The 20,795-nt window shown below is 62.8% G+C and carries 20 protein-coding genes; 6 read left to right on the top strand and 14 right to left on the bottom strand.

Annotated features, from left to right (window positions below; translation table 11 throughout):
- Position 1: 1 nt before the first annotated feature.
- The 9 genes from MHM97_RS22755 to MHM97_RS12715 form a co-directional block, all read right to left on the bottom strand.
- Positions 2–127 (bottom strand): hypothetical protein, encoded by a 126-nt coding sequence (locus MHM97_RS22755; RefSeq protein WP_009176220.1) that lies wholly within the window; start codon positions 125–127, stop codon positions 2–4.
- A 1-nt stretch (position 128) separates the two neighbouring features.
- Positions 129–1,415, bottom strand: coding sequence for a c-type cytochrome (locus tag MHM97_RS12750; RefSeq protein WP_239322735.1), 1,287 nt, complete (start codon positions 1,413–1,415; stop codon positions 129–131).
- A 4-nt stretch (positions 1,416–1,419) separates the two neighbouring features.
- Positions 1,420–2,640: a formate dehydrogenase subunit gamma gene (locus MHM97_RS12745; RefSeq protein WP_239322734.1), complete on the bottom strand. Its 1,221-nt coding sequence runs from the start codon at positions 2,638–2,640 to the stop codon at positions 1,420–1,422.
- A gap of 113 nt (positions 2,641–2,753) precedes the next feature.
- Complete coding sequence (gene fdh3B / locus MHM97_RS12740; RefSeq protein WP_005640291.1) at positions 2,754–3,347, bottom strand: formate dehydrogenase FDH3 subunit beta; 594 nt, start codon at positions 3,345–3,347, stop codon at positions 2,754–2,756.
- 12 nt (positions 3,348–3,359) lie between these two features.
- Positions 3,360–6,254: a formate dehydrogenase subunit alpha gene (locus MHM97_RS12735; RefSeq protein WP_239322733.1), complete on the bottom strand. Its 2,895-nt coding sequence runs from the start codon at positions 6,252–6,254 to the stop codon at positions 3,360–3,362.
- A gap of 113 nt (positions 6,255–6,367) precedes the next feature.
- A complete protein-coding gene (locus MHM97_RS12730) occupies positions 6,368–6,556 on the bottom strand; it encodes a twin-arginine translocation signal domain-containing protein (protein WP_005674136.1) in 189 nt (62 codons plus the stop codon).
- Between the two features lie 105 nt (positions 6,557–6,661).
- Entirely contained in the window at positions 6,662–7,270 is a 609-nt protein-coding gene (locus MHM97_RS12725; RefSeq protein ID WP_239322732.1) for a TorD/DmsD family molecular chaperone, read from the bottom strand.
- Between the two features lie 14 nt (positions 7,271–7,284).
- The gene (locus MHM97_RS12720; RefSeq protein WP_239322731.1) at positions 7,285–7,935 is read right to left on the bottom strand and encodes a DUF3306 domain-containing protein; all 651 of its coding nucleotides are present in this window, start codon (positions 7,933–7,935) and stop codon (positions 7,285–7,287) included.
- Positions 7,932–8,465: a DUF3305 domain-containing protein gene (locus tag MHM97_RS12715; protein ID WP_239322884.1), complete on the bottom strand. Its 534-nt coding sequence runs from the start codon at positions 8,463–8,465 to the stop codon at positions 7,932–7,934. Before MHM97_RS12715 ends, MHM97_RS12720 begins: the two co-directional genes overlap by 4 nt.
- Positions 8,466–8,832: 367 nt before the next feature.
- Here MHM97_RS12715 and MHM97_RS12710 point away from each other — a divergent pair, with 367 nt between their 5' ends.
- The 5 genes from MHM97_RS12710 to MHM97_RS12690 all read left to right on the top strand — a co-directional run bounded on the left by MHM97_RS12710 (position 8,833) and on the right by MHM97_RS12690 (position 13,808).
- Positions 8,833–10,791, top strand: a complete 1,959-nt coding sequence (locus MHM97_RS12710; RefSeq protein ID WP_239322883.1) for a 4Fe-4S binding protein — start codon at positions 8,833–8,835, stop codon at positions 10,789–10,791.
- 107 nt (positions 10,792–10,898) lie between these two features.
- Positions 10,899–11,963, top strand: coding sequence for an iron-sulfur cluster carrier protein ApbC (gene apbC / locus MHM97_RS12705; protein ID WP_239322730.1), 1,065 nt, complete (start codon positions 10,899–10,901; stop codon positions 11,961–11,963).
- A complete protein-coding gene (locus tag MHM97_RS12700; RefSeq protein ID WP_239322729.1) occupies positions 11,960–12,664 on the top strand; it encodes a biotin/lipoate--protein ligase family protein in 705 nt (234 codons plus the stop codon). The genes apbC and MHM97_RS12700 overlap by 4 nt, the downstream gene beginning before the upstream one ends.
- Positions 12,665–12,679: 15 nt before the next feature.
- Positions 12,680–13,156 carry a DUF6505 family protein gene (locus tag MHM97_RS12695; protein ID WP_005670680.1) on the top strand — a complete coding sequence of 159 codons (477 nt, stop codon included), beginning with the start codon at positions 12,680–12,682 and terminating at the stop codon, positions 13,154–13,156.
- A gap of 103 nt (positions 13,157–13,259) precedes the next feature.
- The gene (locus MHM97_RS12690) at positions 13,260–13,808 is read left to right on the top strand and encodes a hypothetical protein (protein ID WP_239322728.1); all 549 of its coding nucleotides are present in this window, start codon (positions 13,260–13,262) and stop codon (positions 13,806–13,808) included.
- Positions 13,809–13,854: 46 nt separating this feature from the next.
- On the opposite strand, the gene MHM97_RS12685 is transcribed toward MHM97_RS12690, so the two are convergent.
- Complete coding sequence (locus MHM97_RS12685) at positions 13,855–15,879, bottom strand: CocE/NonD family hydrolase (RefSeq protein ID WP_239322727.1); 2,025 nt, start codon at positions 15,877–15,879, stop codon at positions 13,855–13,857.
- An 88-nt stretch (positions 15,880–15,967) separates the two neighbouring features.
- Between MHM97_RS12685 and MHM97_RS12680 the strand changes: the two genes are divergently transcribed.
- Entirely contained in the window at positions 15,968–16,807 is an 840-nt protein-coding gene (locus MHM97_RS12680; protein WP_239322726.1) for a helix-turn-helix transcriptional regulator, read from the top strand.
- Here the strand turns inward: MHM97_RS12680 and MHM97_RS12675 are convergent.
- The 4 genes from MHM97_RS12675 to urtC all read right to left on the bottom strand — a co-directional run bounded on the left by MHM97_RS12675 (position 16,804) and on the right by urtC (position 20,737).
- Positions 16,804–17,916 (bottom strand): CaiB/BaiF CoA transferase family protein, encoded by a 1,113-nt coding sequence (locus MHM97_RS12675; RefSeq protein WP_239322725.1) that lies wholly within the window; start codon positions 17,914–17,916, stop codon positions 16,804–16,806. The two genes, MHM97_RS12680 and MHM97_RS12675, sit on opposite strands and share 4 nt — an antisense overlap.
- Positions 17,917–18,124: 208 nt before the next feature.
- Positions 18,125–18,820 (bottom strand): urea ABC transporter ATP-binding subunit UrtE, encoded by a 696-nt coding sequence (gene urtE, locus MHM97_RS12670; protein WP_239322724.1) that lies wholly within the window; start codon positions 18,818–18,820, stop codon positions 18,125–18,127.
- Between the two features lie 4 nt (positions 18,821–18,824).
- On the bottom strand, positions 18,825–19,565 hold the full coding sequence (gene urtD, locus MHM97_RS12665) for an urea ABC transporter ATP-binding protein UrtD (protein WP_239322882.1): 741 nt from the start codon (positions 19,563–19,565) through the stop codon (positions 18,825–18,827).
- A 5-nt stretch (positions 19,566–19,570) separates the two neighbouring features.
- A complete protein-coding gene (gene urtC, locus MHM97_RS12660; protein ID WP_239322723.1) occupies positions 19,571–20,737 on the bottom strand; it encodes an urea ABC transporter permease subunit UrtC in 1,167 nt (388 codons plus the stop codon).
- Positions 20,738–20,795 lie beyond the last annotated feature (58 nt).

Below are 20,795 nucleotides of genomic sequence, written 5' to 3'. Positions count from 1 at the left end.
GTCAGTTCAGGCGCACGGCAGCACCGGAGTTCTGGTCCTGCGCGGAAAATCCTGCACGCTCCAGCGCAAAGTCAGCGCCCACCGCGATTGCGGCAATGAGGGCAAAGCCTGTCAGCATGGCTTTCATTTCAGTCGTCCTCCGGAAGTTTTGTCGCGGTTTTCAGATAGTCTATCAGATCCTGGCGATCCGTGGGGGCGGTGATGCGTTGCATCGGCATCTTGGACCCCGGAATATAGTGGTCAGGCCCTTGGTCGAACAGGGCATCAATGGTCTCGTCCGTCCAGATCAGGTCGGATTGCAGCAATGTCCGGGAATAGCGGTAGCCCGGCAGGCTGCCCGCCGCGCGCCCGAACAGACCTGCCAGATGCGGCCCGGCCCGGCGCTGCCCGGCATCGTTCAAATCGTGACAGATGGAGCATTTGCGCATGAACTGGCGCTCGCCGTTGCTCATGGTTTCGGGGGCTTGCAGAAAACTGCGTGTCTCGTTTCCTGCGGCCTGATGGCTGTCCATCAGCGCAATGGGCCAGCCATAGATCACATCGTGAATGCCCCCGGCCCAGATGCGGCTGCCATCGCGCGAAAACGCCAATGCCCAGACCGGCCCCTCGCGCATCGCCCTGAAATCGCGGGCAATGGTCCAATTGCGGGTATCGATCATCATGATGTAGCCATGACCGTCGCCAACCGCGATCTGCTGGCTTTGCGCATGATAGGCCAAGGCGAGGATCGGGCGGCGGTCGAGGGTGAAATCGGCAATCTGCGCGCCGGTTTCCATGTCGATCACCCGGGTGCCGCCATCCACCGCGCCATAGGCAAGCCAGCCCTCTTGCGACAGCACCAGACGGTTGATGCCAAACCCCTGTTCGGCCAACAGCCGGGGGGTGGCGTCGAGCGTGTCATAGACATGCACCTGCCCGGCCATGGTCGCGGCGAACAGGCGCCCTTGGGCATCAAAGCGCACATCGTTGACACCTGCGCCCACCTTGATCTGCTGCCCGGCACCGCCGTTCAGCGACCAAAGACCGATGGTGCCGTCCCAACTGGCTGAGGCCAGAAACGCCCCATCCGACGAGACATCCAGCGCGCGGATCTTGCCCGCATGACGCCCGATGTGCTGCGGCTGTCCCTGCTGCCAGCGATAGATCGCAAAATCATCACCACCGCTGAACAGCGCCCCGCGCGGGCCAAAGGTCACTGCGGTGGTGGCCGCGTCATGGGCCTCCAACCACGTAGCGCTGCCTCCCTGCCAAATGGCAGCGGTATTGTCGAAACTGGCGCTGGCCACGCGATCCGCATCATCCACGGCAAGCGCCATGATCGGCCCGCCGTGTCCTTTGAGGGTCACGAATTCCTCTGCCCCCGCGCCCCAGACGGGCGCAGCACAGAGCGCAAGGCTTAGCGCCAGTCGCCGCATCACGTCACTCCGCCGGGGTGGCGCCTGTGTTTTCAGCCTTGGCGCTCTCTTTCTTCTGCACTTCCTCGAGCCAGATCGAGTGGTGCTGATGCGCCCAGGCCTCATCCACCTCGCCAGAGCCCATGGCGTCATAAGCGCCTTCCATGCCAAGCGTGCCGATGTAGATATGCGCGATGATGATCGCCATCAGCACAAAGGCGACGATCGCGTGCCAGAGCTGGGCAAGCTGCATCTCCTCTTGCGGGGCAAGCTCGGTGGGCAAGACGCCGTAGCCAAGCCACTGCGGGATGCCGGTGTCATTGAGAATGGCAAAGGTCTTGGCAAAGAGCGGCAGTTCAAACGGGAACAGCAGCGACAGGCCGGAGACGGAGATCGAGGCCCCGAACAGGATGACCGACCAGAAAATCACCTTTTGACCGGCGTTGAACTTCTTTGCGGGGGGGTGTTTCTTGCCGATGATGCCACCGAACTGCTTGATCCAGACCAGATCCAGCTTGTTCGGGATGTTATGCGCAACCCACATGACAAACACCAAAATGAGCGCCAGCATGAAGGCCCAAGAGACGGAATTGTGAATCCATTTGGAGCCGATGAGCAGCACCGAATTCACGTCCTTGCCCAGATATGGCTGGATCGCCACCCGACCAAAGAGCGTCAGAAGCCCGGTCAGACCAAGCAGGATGAAAGATCCGGCAAGGGTCCAGTGGGTCATCCGCTCGACAAAGGCAAAACGGGTCACCGTGCGCCCGGTCTTTTCCCCGTCGACACGGATACGGCCCCGCAGCAGGAAGAACACCGCCAGCGCGGCAATCGTGCCCAGCAGGAGCCAGCCACCATATTGCCGCAACGGGCCCGCCCGGACGGACAGCCAGTTCATACCGCCGTCCTGCACCAGAACCGTGGCCACATCGCCCCCGGCAGAGACGCGAATATCGGCGGAGTTGTAGCGCAACGCCCGCCAGAGTTCGGGATCGGACTGGCCACCCAGGGTGCCCAGCTGCTGTGCAATCCCAGCGGCGCTGTCAGGATCACCCGTCGCATCGCTGCGGAAACTGTCGTCCAGCGCCTCGCCACGTTGCCGCGCGAGAATGTCCTCCAGTGTCTGCGCCCCACCGGTGGCGGAACGATCAGGTGCCACTGCCACGGGGGGTGCGTCCTGCGCATGGGCAGACAGGCCGCAGAGCAGGGCCAGTTTAAGGACGAATACGAAAATCAGGCGCGGCATGGATGGACCTCCCGTTGAGCCGGATTTGAGAAAGGAAACGTGCGCATAGAAGGAGGGGCCCGCCACAATGGCGGGCCGCCTCATAGTAGGCGTATTGGGATCAAAAGTGGGCGTCAGCCGCCCTTTTGATCGTAAGCGGTTCCCCAGCCCCAGGCGCCGGAGCCAAAGCCACGGGCCACCACACGCTCGCGGTAGACAGCGGAGACTGTGTCGCCATCGCCGGCCAACAGCGCTTTGGTGGAGCACATCTCGGCGCAGATCGGCAATTTGCCTTCTGCGATCCGGTTGCGCCCGTACTTCTGGAACTCGGCCTGAGAGTTGTTTTCCTCAGGACCACCGGCGCAGAAGGTACATTTGTCCATCTTGCCGCGAGAGCCGAAGTTGCCCGCCTGCGGATACTGCGGTGCCCCAAAGGGACAGGCGTAGAAGCAGTAGCCACAGCCGATGCAGAGGTCCTTGGAGTGCAGAACCACCCCGTCCTCGGTCTGATAGAAACAGTCCACCGGGCAGACCGCCATGCAGGGTGCATCGGAACAATGCATACAGGCGACAGAGATCGACCGCTCGCCGGGCTTGCCATCATTGATGGTCACAACACGGCGACGGTTGATACCCCAAGGGACTTCGTGCTCGTTCTTACAAGCGGTGACGCAGGCGTTGCACTCGATGCAGCGTTCGGCGTCGCACAGGAATTTAGCTCGTGCCATATGTCCGTCTCCTTACGCTGGCATGATTTTGCAGAGGGTGGCTTTGGTCTCTTGCATCTGAGTGACCGAGTCATAGCCATATGTCTGCGCGGTGTTGGTGCTTTCGCCCAGCACATAGGGGTCCGCACCATCGGGATATTTCTCCCGCAGGTCCTTACCTTGGAAGTGCCCGCCAAAGTGGAACGGCATGAAGGCAACGCCCTCACCCACCCGTTCTGTCACCATGGCCATCACCTTGACCTTGCCGCCTTCCGGGCCTTCGACCCAGACCTGAGCCCCATCCCGCACGCCGATGTCATTGGCATCGCGCGGGTGGATCTCGACGAACATGTCCTGCTGCAATTCCGCAAGCCATGGGTTCGAACGGGTCTCATCCCCGCCGCCCTCATATTCGACCAGACGACCGGAGGTGAGGATGATCGGATACTCCTTGGAGACGTCGTTCTTCTGGATCGAGGCATACATAGTGGGCAGACGGTAGAATTTCCGATCCTCATAGGTCGGATAATCCGCCACCAGATCCCGCCGGTTGGTGTAGAGCGGCTCGCGGTGCAGCGGCACCGGATCCGGGAAGGTCCACACCACGGCACGGGCCTTGGCGTTGCCAAACGGGGCGCAGCCATGCTTGATCGCAACCCGCTGGATCCCGCCGGAGAGGTCGGTTTTCCAGTTGGTCGACGGACCAGCAACCGCATCGATCGCCGCGCGTTCCTCGTCCGTCAGGTCGCCGTCCCAGCCCAGATCCATGAGCATCTGCATGGTGAACTCAGGATAGCCGTCCTGAATTTCCGCACCGGGGTTCGAGACCCCCTCGGCCAGCAGATTGTCACCATCGCGTTCCACCCCGAAACGGGCGCGGAAACACAGGCCACCTTCGGCCACCGGTTTGGACATATCATAAAGGTTCGGCGTGCCCGGATGCTTCATCTCCGGTGTGCCCCAGCAGGGCCAGGGCATCCCGTAGTAATCGCCATCCGCCGGGCCACCAACGGCCTGAAGCGTGGTGCGGTCAAACGTGTGCTGGTTCGCCATATGGAGTTTGATACGCTCCGGGCTTTGACCCGTATAGCCCACCGTCCACATGCCCGCATTGAACTCGCGGGTGATGCTCTCGATGTTGGGGGTCTCGGCGTCTTCCATCTCGATATTGCGGAAGAGACGATCTGCCCAGCCGAACTTATTGGCGAACTTGGCCATGATCACGTGATCCGGCAGGCTCTCGAACAGCGGGTCCACCACCTTGTCGCGCCACTGCAGCGACCGGTTCGACGCCGTGACCGAGCCACGTGTCTCAAACTGAGTACAGGCGGGCAGCAGGTAGACGCCATCGGTGCGGTCATGCAGCACGGCAGAGACGGTCGGATAGGGGTCCACCACGACCAGCATGTCGAGTTTTTCCATCGCCGTCTTCATCTCCGTCATCCGGGTCTGAGAGTTCGGCGCGTGGCCCCAGAGAACCATGGCCCGCACATTGTTGGGCTGATCCATGTTCTCCTTGTCCTCAAGGATCCCATCGATCCAGCGGGACACCGGAATGCCCGTCAGGTTCATCAGGTTCTTGTCCTTGCCGTCGGCGGATTTGACGGTTTCGAACTGCCCCTTGAGCCAGTCCATGTCTTCGCCCCAGACGCGGCCCCAGTGGCCCCATGCGCCAGCCGACAGACCATAATAGCCCGGCAGCGTGTGGCTCAGAACGCCAAGGTCGGTTGCCCCCTGCACGTTGTCGTGACCGCGGAAGATGTTGGTGCCGCCGCCGGAGGTGCCCATGTTGCCCAGTGCAAGCTGCAGGATGCAGTAGGCGCGGGTGTTGTTGTTGCCGTTGGTGTGCTGGGTGCCGCCCATACACCAGATCACGGTGCCGGGACGGTTGTTCACCAGGGTCCGCGCCACGCGCTTGAGCTGGCTACCCGGGGTGCCGGTCACGCGCTCGACCTCTTCGGGTGTCCATTTGGCCACTTCGGTGCGGATCTGGTCCATACCCCAGACACGGGTGCGGATGAACTCCTTGTCCTCCCAGCCGTTTTCAAAGATGTGCCACAGGATCCCCCAGACCAGCGCCACGTCGGTGCCGGGACGGAAGCGCACATACTCGTCCGCATGGGCCGCCGTGCGGGTAAAACGCGGGTCACACACGATCAGCGGCGCGTTGTTTTGCTCCTTGGCCTTCAGCACATGCAACAGCGAGACGGGATGCGCCTCCGCCGGGTTGCCGCCGATGATGAAGATCGCCTTGGAGTTATGGATGTCGTTGTAGCTGTTGGTCATGGCGCCGTAGCCCCATGTGTTGGCAACACCCGCAACCGTGGTGGAGTGACAGATCCGCGCCTGGTGATCCACGTTGTTGGTGCCCCAGTAGGCGGCGAACTTGCGGAACAGGTAGGCCTGTTCGTTGTTGTGCTTGGCCGAGCCGAGCCAATAGACGCTGTCGGGGCCGCTTTCATCGCGGATCGACATCATCTGGTCGCCGATCTCGTCGATGGCCTGTTCCCAGCTGATGCGCTTCCACTCACCGCCTTCTTTCTTCATCGGGTACTTCAGGCGGCGCTCGCCGTGGGCGTGCTCGCGCACCGATGCGCCCTTGGCGCAGTGCGACCCGAGATTGAAGGGGCTGTCCCAACCCGGCTCCTGACCGGTCCAGACACCATCCTGCACTTCTGCCAGGACCGTGCAGCCGACAGAGCAGTGGGTGCAGACGGATTTGATGATTTCAACCTCACCAGTCGCAGAGGCCGCGGCATTGGCCTGCGTCACCGTTCCGCCGGTGGCGCTGATCGCCGCAAGCCCGCCGATGGCGAGGCCAGATCCGCGCAGGAACGCGCGGCGGTCGACGGCTGTGTCGCCAACCTTGGACAGGATACTGGTCCGCTGGGGGCGTCGCGCTACCCCGTTGGTCTTTTTCCTAAGCATTTTAAAACCTCCCTTGCTTGTCCCTGCAGTCAGGAACGCGCTGGGTTTATTGAGAAACCTGTGCTCAGTCGGGCGTCACGCAACCAGTCGGCTCAGGCATGAAAGGCATCCGGTCAGAACCGGGTGCTGTCGTAATAGGCGCGGGTATGCGCGGTATCCTGCATCTTGTTCGATGACAGATCCGGGGTTGCGGCCTCGGCCTCGCCTCCGGTGGTTGCAAGGGCCACCGCCGCTGCGGGCGTGGTGGTTGCAGCCAGTTTCAGAAAGTCGCGGCGGCTTGCGCCATCCTCTTTCCGTGACATGTGGATCCTCCTCCTCTTTTGGTCTTCAGGTCCAGTCGTTCGGGCGTCCGGGCCGCCCTGCCCTGCACCTGCCTCCTGCGGGCGCATCGTCATGGATCAGAGAGCTCAGCCCCCCATCCGAAATCCTTCAGCCTCAATCTCCATAAAGGCCCGCCCCACCGCGCCGACCGAGGCATACAGCACCGAGTTCTTTGCGCCCTCGAGGTCGGCAAAGAAATGCGCAGCCCAAGGGCCGATGTGCTTGTTGAAAAAGGTTTTCTGCTCCGCCAGCGGTGTGGCGGCACCAAACCGGCCCACGATCATCGCCCCCATCATCTCCATCAGGGAGGCAATGTTGTCTTCGGGTTCAAACACATTGGGCGCGCGGCTCAGGCCCCGCGCGCTCATGTCCTTGCGCAGCGCTGCCAGCGGTTTCTCATTCAGGAAACCAGTGAGGTAATAGCTCGCATAGGGCAGCAACTCCCCCCGACCCAGACCGATGAACAGCGCGTTGAACTCGCGTTCGGCTCCGGCGGGTTTGGTGCGTTTGGCCACCCGTGCCAGTTGGGTGATCGCCTGCCCCAGCGGCGTCTCATCCCCGGAGAGCCCAGCCGTCTGTTCCAGCAGCATCTCGCTCGGCGGCGCGGCCAGCATCAGGCCAAGGTAGTTGTAGAGATCCGCGCGCAGCCGATCTTCTTCGCTGACCCGCTCTGTGGTCACGGCGGCGTCTGTCATCGGGCTCTCCTGTGTCATATTGTTGCCTCCGCATCCTCAAAGACAAAGCGCATTCGGCGCGATGTCACCTGTGGCGGGGTATCTTCGACCTGCACATCGCTGTGCGCCGACTCATCGGTTTGCACCGTTGCGACCTCGGCAGAGGCGTCCGGCGCAGGATCTGCATCCGCTGCGTCCTCCAACGCGATGGTGTCCTCATGCACATCAGAGGCTGCAACGTCCGGTGCCACGTCATCGGCGTCTTGTGCTGCAGCTTCACGCTCTGCCTGACGGGCCAGCTCTTCCACATGGGCGGTCATGCCTTTGCCGACCTGATAGGCGGTCTGGATGTTTTTCACCGCCATCGCCGCATCTGTGAAATCCTCACCATAGTCGATCAGCCCGTCGACATTTGCCAGAACCGGGTTGGTGACCCAGAGCCGACGCAACGCGCGTGTCTTGAGACGTGCGGGAACGGCTTCGGTGAGAAAAGCCTTGAAATCATCCCCCGGCCCCAGCGTATCGGGGTCCGGCAGATCCAACTCGGCGAGAAGCTCTGCATCGCTGCGCTCTGCCAGTTCAGCGTCCCGCGCCTGCGCTTCGGCTTCCTCGAGCGCGCGGGCTTCCTGCGCCTCTTCCGCCTCAACCGCGGCGCGACGGCGGGACCAGAAATCCTGCGCACTCATTGCAGGCGCTCCTTCCGGGCCTTGGCCGGGGCGCGATACACATCCGTCAGTTGCGGAATGCGCGCATCGCCCACGCCGTCCTCTTCCAGATCCACGCGCTGGCGGTCACGACGGCGCTTCTTGAACTCTTCTTCCTTGAAATGCGCGAGGGTGAAGTCGCGCACCCATGCCACCAGACCCGCAGGCATCTCGACCTTCTCGACCTGGTCCTCGCCGGTGTCGGCATAATCCTGCGCCTCAAACGGCGAGGCCGTGACCAGCGTCACCGACGGGCGGGCATCCGGCCCCGGTCGCATCACCACGTAGATACTCGGCGGACTGGCCGTGAGACCCTGCATGTAGGCCTCGGCATCGGCGCGGTGCAATTCGAGCGGCAGCGTGGCTGCGTGAAACTCGCAGGCCTCGCCTTCCTCGCGCATCAGGCTCCAGTCGGCATCAGCGGCTCCGGGCAGCACCGCCACCACACGCCACGCCCAACGCGCCCAGGGTGTCACCCCCGGCGTGCGCCGGATCACGACCCCAAGCGGCATCACGTCCATCTTTGCGTAGTTCTGGTCCACGACCCATCCCTGACTTTTGTTGCGTAAGCTTGCCGCAAACCACACCGTGGACAAAAGCGAGCAGTTCACCACCTGCCCGGATTTTGGCCATCACTGGACAATTTGGCGGCGCCATCGCAGAGCAACCCGCCGAAGCGGACGAATTGTCTATTTCTAGTTTTTTTATCAGGCATTCAGTTTTTCTGATCGCTCGGCGAATCACCCCGCAGAACGTGGTCGACGCAGCCAGAAACCGCGTCTCCGCGGCGGTTTACGTTCTGGCAAAAACATGCCTAGGGTATACCTCAAGACCCAGCGCAGAGCCCTGAATGCCAGCCTGACCGCCAGCGAGGAAAACATGCCCAAGCAGTTGATATTGTGTGATTGTTCCGGATCACAGCCGCTCGATTCAGAGGCGCTTAGCGCCGCCTCGGGGCTGCCGTGTTCAAAGGTGCATTCCAGCCTCTGCACAACCCAAACCGATGCCGCAGTCGCAGCCCTTCAGGACCCGGATGCAATTTTTTGTTGCGGCCAGGAAAGCCGCTTTTTCACCGCCCTGGCTGAGGAATTGGGTCGGGAGGCCCCCCGGTTCCTCGACCTGCGGGACCGGGCCGGATGGTCCCAAGAGGCGCAGACTGCAGGCGATGTACTACCCAAAATGTCCGCCTTGGTGGCCGAGGCGCAGCTGGATATCCGCCCCGCCAAGAGCGTCGATGTGATCAGCGAAGGTCTGTGCCTGATCGTCGGAACTGCGGATGTGGCGCTGCCTGCCGCCGAGAAGCTACAGGATATCCTTGGTGTTACGGTCCTGCTGACCGATGACGCCGCGCCGCCGCTCAGCCGCGGGTTCGACGCAATCCGAGGGCAGCTGCGCAGCGCGCGCGGGGCGCTTGGCAGTTTCGAGGTGACGGTGGACGCGCTGCAATCGCTTGACGTCACCGGGCGTGACTGGACGTGGAGCGCGCCCCGCGACGCAGGCCGCTCCGCGTGCGATATCATCCTCGACCTGCGCGGTGACGCCCCCCTGTTCCCGGCCCCCGAGAAACGCGAAGGCTACCTGCGCGCAGACCCGAAATCGCCGGTTGCGGTGGCGGACGCGGTGCTGGCCGCCAGCCAGATGGTCGGCACTTTTGAAAAACCGCTCTACGTGAAGGCGGAGCCGCTGCTTTGCGCCCATTCCCGCGCGCGTCAGACCGGATGCACCCGCTGCCTGGATGCCTGCCCCACCGGTGCGATCACGCCCAATGGCGACAGCGTTGCCATTGATCCGATGATTTGCGCAGGCTGCGGCGCCTGTGCTTCGCTCTGCCCGTCCAGCGCCATCACCTATGATGCGCCCCCGGCCGAGAGCCTGTTTCTGCGTGTTCAAACCCTCGCCAAGGCCTACCTGGCGGCGGGCGGCGATACGCCCCGGCTGCTGGTGGTGGACGCCCATGGTGCCGAGATGATCCGCCTCGCCGCGCGGTTTGACCGTGGCCTCCCCGCAAGCGTCATTCCGCTGGAGGTCGAGGCCTTCAACACCTTTGGCCATGCAGAAATCCTCGCGGCGCGTGCCGCTGGGTTCCGCGAGGTCTGCCTGCTGCCCGGGCCGCGCGCCGATCTTGAGGTTCAAACGCGTGAGGTTGATCTGGCCAATGCGATTTCCGCTGATGCCGCGCGCCTGCTGCACGCGGCAGAGCCCGAGGCGCTGTGTGATGCACTCTACGAGACCCGCGATCTGCCCGCAGCCCCCGCGACGGTCCAGCGCCCCATGGGCACCCGCCGCCAGATCACCCGACAGGCCGCCTTGGCCCTGAACGCCGCTGACACAGAATTGCCGCTGCCAGAGGGTGCGCCCTATGGCGCGGTACTGGTCGATCAGGATGCCTGTACCCTGTGCCTGTCCTGCGTGTCGCTCTGCCCGTCGGGGGCGTTGGGGGACAACCCGGACCTGCCGCAGCTGCGCTTTCAAGAAGATGCCTGCCTGCAATGCGGTCTTTGCGCCACTGTCTGCCCGGAGGATGCCATCACCTATGAGCCGCGCCTGAACCTTGCCGCCTCGGCGCTGGATCAGGTGGTTCTGAATGAAGAAGAGCCCTTTGCCTGCATCGAATGTGGCAGCCTCTTTGGGGTCAAATCCACCGTCGAGCGGATCATGGAAAAGCTTGCGGGCAATCATGCGATGTTTGCCAATCCGGATGCCGCCAGGATGATCCAGATGTGCGATGACTGCCGCGTGAACGCGCAATTCCACCAAAAGGATTCCCCCTTTGCGGGCAAGGAACGTCCCCGCGTGCGCACCACTGAGGATTATCTCAGCACGCGGCGCGACCATTGACGCAAACTTGCGCCACTGAGCCCTTTAAACCCGCGCGCGCAGCAGGCACCATGCAGCCGCGTGACCTGACCAGGCCAACCACCAGACCAACCAAGGAGTAGACCCGCGTGTCCATCACCCGCGACGCCGTCCTCGACGCCCTGAAGACCCTGAAAGACCCCGTGAGCGGCAGCGATATCGTCGCCGCAGGCATCATCCGCGCCCTCACCATTGAGGGCAGTAATGTACGGTTTGTGCTGGAAATTGACCCGGCCAAATCCGAGGCCTACGCGCCAGTGCGCGATCAGGCCGAGGCCCTGGTGAGCGACCTCGCGGGTGTTGAGAAAGTCTCAGCCCTGATGACGGCCCATAGCACCAAAGCCCCGCCGGATCTCAAACCCAACAAACCCGCAGAGCCACAAGGCCCGCAAAAGATCCCCGGCGTCGCAAAGATCATCGCGGTCGCCTCGGGCAAGGGCGGCGTCGGGAAATCCACCGTTTCGGCCAACCTTGCCTGTGCCCTCGCGCAGGCTGGGAAACGCGTGGGTCTCTTGGATGCGGATGTCTACGGCCCCTCGCAGCCGCGCATGCTGGGTGTCTCTGGCCGCCCGGCCAGCCCCGACGGCAAGACCATCCTGCCGCTGCGGAATCACGGCGTCACCATGATGTCGATCGGTCTGATGACCAATGACGATCAGGCCGTGGTCTGGCGCGGCCCGATGCTCATGGGGGCGTTGCAACAGATGATGATGCAGGTGCAATGGGGCGCGCTCGATGTGCTGATCGTGGACCTGCCGCCGGGCACCGGCGACGTGCAGATGACGCTGGCGCAAAAGGCGCAGGTGGACGGGGCGATTGTGGTCTCCACCCCGCAGGATGTGGCCCTGATTGATGCCCGCAAAGGTATTGATATGTTCCACAAGCTGAACGTGCCGATCCTCGGCCTCATTGAAAACATGTCGACCCACATCTGTTCCAACTGTGGCCATGAGGAGCATATCTTTGGCCATGGCGGCGTTTCGGCAGAGGCTGAGAAACTGAACGTACCGCTCCTGGCAGAGGTGCCCTTGCATCTGGATGTCCGCTTGGCGGCGGATGGCGGCGCGCCCATCGTGGTCTCCAAACCCGACAGCACACAGGCACGTGCCTTTCAGGACATCGCCGCAGCCCTCGTGGAGCGCGGCGTCGTATGAGCGATACCGTCACCTTCCCCCCTCTGATGACGGGCGAGGCCGCAGGTCCGGGACAGGAGCCGTTTGATCTCGCCTGCCAGAAGGCCGAGCTGGGCGTCGATGCGGGGCTTGTCGTCTATGACCTCGGCACTGACATCTTGCGTGCCGCACTGGTGCTCGCGCCCGAAGTGCCGCTGGCCAAGGCCATGGCGATGCTGCCCGTGTGCGGCCTGGGCTTTCAGAACGCCCTTGGCGCGCTCGCCCCGCCCGAAGTTGCCGTACATCTGGACTGGGACGGTGGTCTGTTGATCAATGGCGCGCGATGCGGACGCCTTCGCGTCGCGGCCAGTACCGATGCGCCCGACGCCCAGCCGGACTGGCTGGTTGTGGGCTTGGACCTGCCGCTCTGGCCTGCAGGCGACGGGGGCGACACCCCGGATCAAACCGCGCTCTATGCCGAAGGCTGCGCCGATGTGGCTGCGCCGCGCCTGCTGGAAAGCTGGACCCGCCACTGCCTGCATTGGATCAACCGATGGGACGAAGGCGAACTCAAAACGCTTCATGCAGAATGGCGCGGGCTTGCGCATGGCATCGGCGAAGATCGCCAGCAAGCCGGGCTGAGCGGTACCTTCCTTGGCGTCGATGAGGATTTCGGCATGCTCCTGCGCGACGACACAACAACCCATCTGATCCCGCTCACCACTGTTCTGGTGCAGGACTGACAGGAGAAAGACGCGATGAAACTGGCCCGTGCCATTCATTTTGACGAAAGCGACATGAACGTCTTTGCCAGCCCCGCCCGCACCGGGGAATGGTGTATTTCCGGCGGGTTCGAGTTCTCCAACTGGAGCGAGGGCGACCTTGTTGGCAAGCAGCGTCAGGCCTTTGCCAATGGCTGGATGGGGCTGGAGACCGCGGGTCGGGTGACATTTGTCGCCGTGACCCAGATCGAGGCCGAAGAAGTCACCACACTGATCGAACAGCTCGCCCGGCATTTCATGGAGATCTATGGCGCGCCGGATATGGCCAGCGCCCGCCCCGTGGCCGAAGCCGAGATCGACCATATGGCAGAGCTTTGCGAGGATCACGCCCCCAACACGCTGCTGACAGTGGCGCGAGACCTGACCGAGGCTGGCGTGCGCGAGAGTTTCCGCGTGATCGAAGCCCAATCCGCGGGGCTCGAGCAATTCGCGATCCATGTGACAGACGACTGAACCACGGTGTCCCCGGCGAGCACCAAACGCGATAACGCATTAAGGTTTCCGCATCTATTGCGCAGTAGCTTTGCGCCAACCACGTTTGTTTAGGACATCTTTCATGCTGAAATCTATCGCTGCGGCGCTCGCCTTGTCTCTTATGGGTGGCCTCGCGCAGGCCTCGACGCTGTTCCTTGAGGCCGGCAATTGGGCGGCGGTCTACAAGGGCAAAACCTGCCACGTCTATACGCTCTCCTCCGCGCGCGACACCTCCGGCTATCTGGAGTTCACGTTCGAAAACAACGGTCTGAATGCCACCTTCGACTATATCTACACGCCTTACGGCCCTGATGAGGTCGAAGCCCCCTGGGATGAGGCAGCAGATAGTGTGACGCTTTATCTGGGGGATGAGCCGGTGTGGTTTGGTGACGAGATGTTTTTCTACACCGCACCGGGCTTCACCTATGGTGCGAGCCTGACACCGGGCTTCATCTCGGAATTGATCAGCGCCATGCTTGCCGCCAAGGGCGACTTTGGCTTTGCGGTGGATCGCGCAGCCGAAGGGGAAACCTGGCTCTACGGTGGTTTTTCCCTCTCCGGGCTGGATCAGGCCTTGGCCAAAGCGGGCGAGATGTGCCAATTCGACCCGCGCGCCCTGCCGCAATCCTGACGGGCGCGCGCGTTGGTTCAACTGGGTGGCCCCTTTGGGCCCACCGTCAGAGACAGCCGCGCGGGATGACCTCGGTCCACTCGCGCGTCAGCACCACCTCTTCGCCCTCATAGGCTTTGATCCCCCGCCAGAGGGTGAAATTCTCGGTGTCGCAATGCATCGAACTGTCGGTCTCGATCCGCACGCCCCAGTCCTCCTGATCGCCTTCGCCATCGCCATCGCCATCGCCATCCCGGCCAAAGTTGAAGACCCAAGCGCAGTCAAACCGCGCGCTGGCCGGATCATCGGGGTGGATCGCATAGCGCATCCGCACGTTACTGGCGACACGCTGGCCATGGGTCAGATCCTGCGCCGCGCCATAGCTGTCAAAGCTCTCCAGCACATGAGTCCCGTCCGCTTCAATGCGTGTCTCGGCCTCGCCCCAGGGTGTTTCCAACACCTCGGCCTGATACTTCGGGTAGTCACGCGCCGCGCACGGAGCCTGGGCCTCAATCTCAACCTCGACGCGGCGCTCCGGCAAGATCAGCGCGCACCCGTCCAGATGCAGCGTGATCTCGGCAGCCTCCGGCGCGGGCCAGACAATCGGCCAATAGGAGGTCGACAGCGCCAGCCGCAATTGATGCCCCGCCAGCACCCGATGCGCGCATTCATTCAGCTCAAACTCCACCTCGTACCGCTTGCCCGGCTCCAGCCGCGTTGCCACCTCATGGCTGTCGTCATGGCACAGGTTGCGGGGGCGATAGGTGATGCGCTGCGACTGACCCGAGGGCGCAACATCGCACAACCGCGCCACCACCTGCGCGACGGGTTTGTCGACACTAAAGGCCAGTCGCACACGCGGACGGCCTAGGATCTCCATCGGGGCGAGCAACGCGGTGCTGTCAAAACAGGTCGAGGCCCGGTCATCCGCGCTCTGGTCGCCGGGGCGTTCATTGTCGATCCGGATACCGGGGCAGAAATAGCCGCTCGCCTGCCCAACCGTCGCGAGGCTTTTTACCCTCGCCGTGCCCGCCTGCGGCTCGGGTGCAAATCCCTCCTCGGCCAGCGGCCACTCCACGTCCGTGACATTGGGCGAGGGCCACTGCGCTTCGGCCACCCAACGGCCGTTCTGCGGCAGGTTCTTCGGGCTTGGCGCGGTGAACTCCTGCATAAAGACCCGGTAGTCGGGCAAGGCCTCTGCCCCGACGTCCTCCCCTTTGAGGTATTGATCAAACCAGCGCAGCACCTCGCCATGAAAATCCGCCGCCTCAATCTGAGAGATATGGGCATAGCGGTGTTCCCACGGCCCCATCAAGGCCTTGGCCGGCGCGCCGGTCATCTTTGCAGCCAGCGCCGGCGGAGCGTTCACATAGGCATCGGCCCAGCCGGTGATTGCCAGCACCGGCGCCTCGATCACGGACCAGTCTTCACAGACCGAGCCATGTTTCCAGAACGCATCTCGCGTCTGATGGCGCAGCCAATCCGCCGCCATAAAGGGCAGATCATTGATCCGGCCCAACCACTCCTCGCGCCAATCCGGGCGCAGCTTCGGATCCAGCGGCCGGGTCATATAGGCGAACATCTGGCTCGCCCAGTTCTTGTTATCGCTGAGCAGGCAGCCCCCCATATAGTGGATATCGTCAGCATAGCGATCCACGGTAGAGGCCACCGAAACTACCGCTTTCAAGGCCTCCGGTCGGCGGTACGCCAGTTGCAAGCCATTGAACCCGCCCCAGGAAATCCCGATCATGCCGACCTTGCCCGTCGACCAGGGCTGCTGCGCGATCCACTCCAGCACCGCCTCACCATCCGAGAGTTCCTGCTCGGAGTATTCGTCATCAAAGCGCCCATCGCTGTCACCGGAGCCCGTAATATCCACCCGCACACAGGCATAGCCATGGGCTGCAAACACCGGATGCGTGGTGGCGTCCCGTGGGGCCGTGCCATCGCGTTTGCGGTAGGGCAGATATTCAAGGATCACCGGAGCCGGACCTGCGCCCGCGGGCTGCCACATCCGCGCCGCAAGCCTGCGGCCATCGGGCAGCGGGATCCACAGGTGTTCGGTCACGGTGATGGGAGTCTGCGCGGACATGTCGGCCTCGTTTCCTTATGCGTTTGGGCAGAGTGTGCGCGAATTCCGGACAGGGCGAAACTGCGCACTTGTACGCGGGATGATGCAGATGTACGCACAGTCGCGTCACATCGCGAAAGCTCGGACCATGCGCACGGCCTTCAGTCAGAATTTACGGTTTCTCTGCGCCGAGGCCCCCTCGATCGCGCAGATCTGCCGCGAGATCGGCCTCAACCGGCAACAGTTCAACCGCTACCTTTCAGGAGCCGGACTCCCCTCGGCGCATAACCTGCGCCGCATCGCGCGTCATTTCAACGTAGGAGAGGCCGATCTTTTTACCGACCCCGATCACTTCGCAGCCGCGCGTCGCCCGACCACCGCGCCCAAGCTCCCCGCGCCGCTTTGGCACATCGGCACGGGTTTTGCCGATCAGGCCCGCCCCCTGCGCCGGTTTCTCGGCACCTATCATGGGTATTTTTGCACGCCCACATGGCCCGGACAGGTGCTGCGATCGCTGATCCATCTCAAAGAGGTCGATGGCTATGTGGTAAGCCACACATTCGAGCGCGCCCACGCAAGTGACGGCAGTATCCGCCAACGCAGCACCTATCTGGGCCTGGTTGCAGAACGTGGCGGACGGTTGTGCCTGACAGAACGCCCCCGCAACACCGTTGGCGCTCTTTCAGAGACGATCCTGATGCCGGAACACCCGCATCAGATCTCTTATCTGCAAGGGCTGGTCCTGGGGGTCTCTGCCGGGGCCAATCGGCGCCCGTTTTCCACCCGCACGGTCTGGGTGCGGCTTGAGGAAAAACGCACTGCGCGCGAGGCTCTTGCTGATGTGGGTGCCCTGCCAAAGGATAGCGCGCGCCTCGACCCCAAGGTGCGACGTCTGCTTGGCGATGAGGTGCCTTTAAGTGTGACGCTCGACGCCTATCCGCCCAGTTAGTCTGCCTTGCGCGGCAATACGGGCGCCGAGCGATCAAGCGCCAGTTCCGCATCCGAAAACACCCAAGGTCCCCGCACGCCCGGCACGCCTTCGGGCGCGATCTGCATCTGTCGATGTTTGATCTGCGCGTCGTCGAACGCCTGCCCGATGGTGTTGATCGGCCCCGCCGGAACGGTCGCGGCCTCCAATGCGGCAAGCAGATCCGCCTGGCTCCACTGTGCCAGCGCCGCCGTCAGCATCGGCGTCAGATCACCCCGGTTTGCGACCCGCAGCTGGTTGGTGAGAAAACGGGGATCATCCTTGAGACCTCCGAGGTTGAGCACATCGCACAGCCGCGTGAACTGACCGTCATTGCCGACCGCAAGGATCACATGCCCGTCGCGCACCGCCATCACCTGATAGGGCGCAATATTGGGGTGCTCATTGCCCATGCGGGTGGGGCTGTCGCCCGTCACCAGATAGTTCATATTCTGGTTCGCCAGCATGGCCGTGGCACAATCCAGCAGGGACATATCGATATGCTGTCCCCGTCCGGTCCGGTGCCGTTGCTCGACTGCGGCCAGAATGCCGATGCTGCCGTATAGCCCTGTCACCACATCCGTGATCGCGACGCCCACCTTTTGCGGCTCACCCTCAGCTGCGCCGGTGATCGACATCAGCCCCGACATGCCTTGCAGCAAGAAATCATAACCGGCACGGCTGGCATAAGGCCCATCCTGCCCAAACCCCGTGACCGAGCAATAAATGAGCCGCGGGTTCACCTCAGCGAGGCTTTCGTAATCAAGGCCATATTTCGCCAACCCGCCGACCTTGAAGTTCTCGATCAGGATATCTGCGCCCGCAACCAGATCGCGGACCTTGGCCTGCCCCTCTGGCGTGCGAAAATCTGCGGTGACACATGTTTTGCCCCGGTTGGCGGCATAGTAATAGGCGGCGGTCTTGTCTCCGTCCCGCTCTACAAAGGGCGGCCCCCAGCGACGCGTGTCATCGCCTTCGGGGCTTTCGACCTTCACGACCTCCGCCCCCAGATCCGCCAAGGCTTGCCCAATCCACGGACCGGCGAGAATACGGGCGAGTTCCACCACCTTGAGACCTTGAAGCGGAGTCATGCTGGAATGTCCTTTGCAAGTTAAACACTTTGGTCCCTTGCATAGCCGACCCGATCGCCAAAGGCCAATCCCATTGCGCGGAGACGACACGGCACGCCTGCCCCAGCGCATCGCAGGTGCGCTGCCGGGCCCAACGGGTTTGACGGCATTTTCAATGCATGCAAACCGGGCGGGAGCGCACCCTTCTTGCCCCCGGCCTAGACCCCGCTTAGACGGACACACCGTCCAGCAGCGCCGCGCGTTCGACCTCACCCTTTTTGCCCGCGATCACCACATCGCCCCGGCGCAACACCACAAAACGATCCGCCAGCGCATAGGCAAAGTCGAAATACTGCTCGACCAGCACGATCGCCATTTCGCCCTGATCGCGCAGCAGTTTGATGACCTCGCCGATTTGGGTGATGATATTGGGCTGAATGCCCTCGGTCGGTTCATCCAGCACCAGCAGCTTGGGCCGCGTGATCAGTGCACGCGCGATGGCCAACTGCTGCTGCTGACCGCCCGACAGATCCCCACCCCGACGCGAGATCATCTCCTTCAGCACCGGGAACAGATCAAAAATATGATCCGGGATGTGATGCGCGCTCTTGGGCAGGCAGGCAAAGCCGGTCTCCAGGTTTTCCTTGACCGTCAACAGCGGAAAAATATCGCGACCCTGCGGCACATAGGCGATGCCTTTCTGCGCCAATACATGCGCCGGCAGCACCCCCAGCACCTCACCGTCCAGCGTCACCCCTCCGCCCGAGCGCGCATGGGTGCCGGTGATCGCCTTCATCAACGAGGTCTTACCGACCCCGTTGCAGCCCATCACGCAGGTCACCTCGCCCACCTCGGCAGTCATCGAGACCCCGTTCAGGATCTGGCTATGGCCATAGTGCAATGTGATATCGTTCAATTCCAGCATATGTTCAGCGCCCCAGATACACGTCGATGACATGCGGATCAGCCGTGACGTGGTCCAGACCGCCCTCGGCCAGAACCGCCCCTTCATGCAGGACCGTGACCTTGCAATTGAGGCGGCGCACGAACTCCATGTCATGTTCGACCACAACCACGGCGCGGGTGCGGGCGGCCTCGACCAGCAGATCGGTGGTATGCGCGCGCTCTTCCGGCGTCATGCCGGCAGCAGGTTCGTCGACCAGCAGAAGGCGCGGCTCCTGCGCCAGCAGCATGCCGATCTCCAGCCATTGTTTTTGCCCATGCGACAGTTCTCCCGCGATGCGATCAAGCTGGTCCGACAGACCAACCTCCTCGGCCAGCTCCGAAACACGTGCGAGATGGGTGTCCGCTGCCCGGAAGGTCAGGACCGACCACCATCTGCGCGGAGCCTTCAGCGCCATCATCAGATTTTCCCGGATGGTTTGATCCTCAAACACCGTGGGTTTCTGAAACTTGCGCCCCACCCCCGCCTGCGCGATCTGCGCTTCGGACAGAGTGAGCAAAGAGATGGATTTTTCACCAAAGAGCACCCGCCCCGCGTCGGGTCGGGTCTTGCCGGTGACGATATCCATGAAGGTGGTCTTGCCCGCGCCATTGGGGCCGATCACCGCGCGCAGTTCCGCCGGGCCAATCTGAAACGACAGGTTGTTGATCGCCTTGAACCCGTCAAAGGACACGGAGACACCGGATACCTCCAGAAGCGTATTCATCTGGCTCATGCCTTGTCCCCGCGGTTCAGAAGGTCAAACAGACCGCCGATGCCCTTGGGCGCAAACAGCGTGACAAGCACGAAGGACAGCCCAAGGATCACCTGCCACCAGTCCACCCATTGCAGGGTGTAGAACCCCAGATTGATGTCGGGCGCTTGCCCGCCGGTGAACCAGGTGGAGACAAGGCTGACAAACCCCGCACCCAGAACCGCGCCATAGAGCCGCCCCCGCCCACCGATGGCGACCCAGACCGCCAGGTAGATCGAGGCGATGGGGGCAATCTCGGCCGGGTTGATGATCCCCGCCTGCGGATAATAGAGCGCGCCGGCGATGGCCGCGATCATCGCGGTCAGAGTGAACAGCATCAGCTTGAAGCTTTCGACCGGGTAGCCGAGGAAGCGCACGCGGGCTTCGTTGTCGCGAATGCCGCGGATGACGGAGCCGAATTTGCCGGAGACCACCCAGGCGCTGAGGAGATAGCCCAGCCCGAGGGCCAGCGCCGAGGCCCAGAAGAACCAGAGCGAAATCGCCGATTGCGGCGCTGTGACACCGGGCAGGTTCTGCAAGCCCGAAAGGCCATTGTTGCCACGCAGGCCGGAGTCGTTCTGGAACAGGTAAAGCGCCAGCGCCAGCGTCATCGCCTGGGTCAGGATCGACAGATACACGCCGGTGACGCGGCTGCGGAACGCCAACCAGCCAAAGACCAGCGCCAGGATCGCGGGCACCAGCGGAACCAGAGCAAGCTGCAGCGTCAGACTGTCGGCGAACATCCAGATCACCGGAAAGTCCGACGCGCCCACGACGCCAAAGATCTGGCTGCCAATGCCGTCGATCACCTCTTGCGGGGTCGGCGGGATCACGCCCTGGGCAAGCGAGGCCTCCACGATGATCTCGGTGCGGGCATACATCAGCCACATGCCGATCATATAACCGCCGAGACCAAAGAAGGCGAAATGGCCCAAGGACAGGATGCCGCAATAGCCCCAGATCAGGTCCATCGCGATGGCCACAAGACAGAGGCAGAGCGTTTTGCCCAATGTCTTGATGAAAGAGGTGGAAATGAGACCGATGCCAAACCCTTCGGCCAGGAGGCTGACGCCGAGGGTGAAGGCCGCGAGGCCCAGGAGGAAAACCAGCACCGAGGGGTTTTGGGCGACAAAGGATCTACGCATGGCGCGGCTCTCCTGCGGCGGGGGGCCAGCCCCCCGTCCCCCCCGAGGTACTTGGAAA

Source organism: Epibacterium sp. Ofav1-8, from assembly GCF_022348185.1.
Taxonomy (GTDB): Bacteria; Pseudomonadota; Alphaproteobacteria; order Rhodobacterales; family Rhodobacteraceae; genus Epibacterium.
The sequence above is the reverse complement of the archived record's forward strand: the minus strand, read 5'-3'. Positions and strand labels throughout refer to the sequence as shown.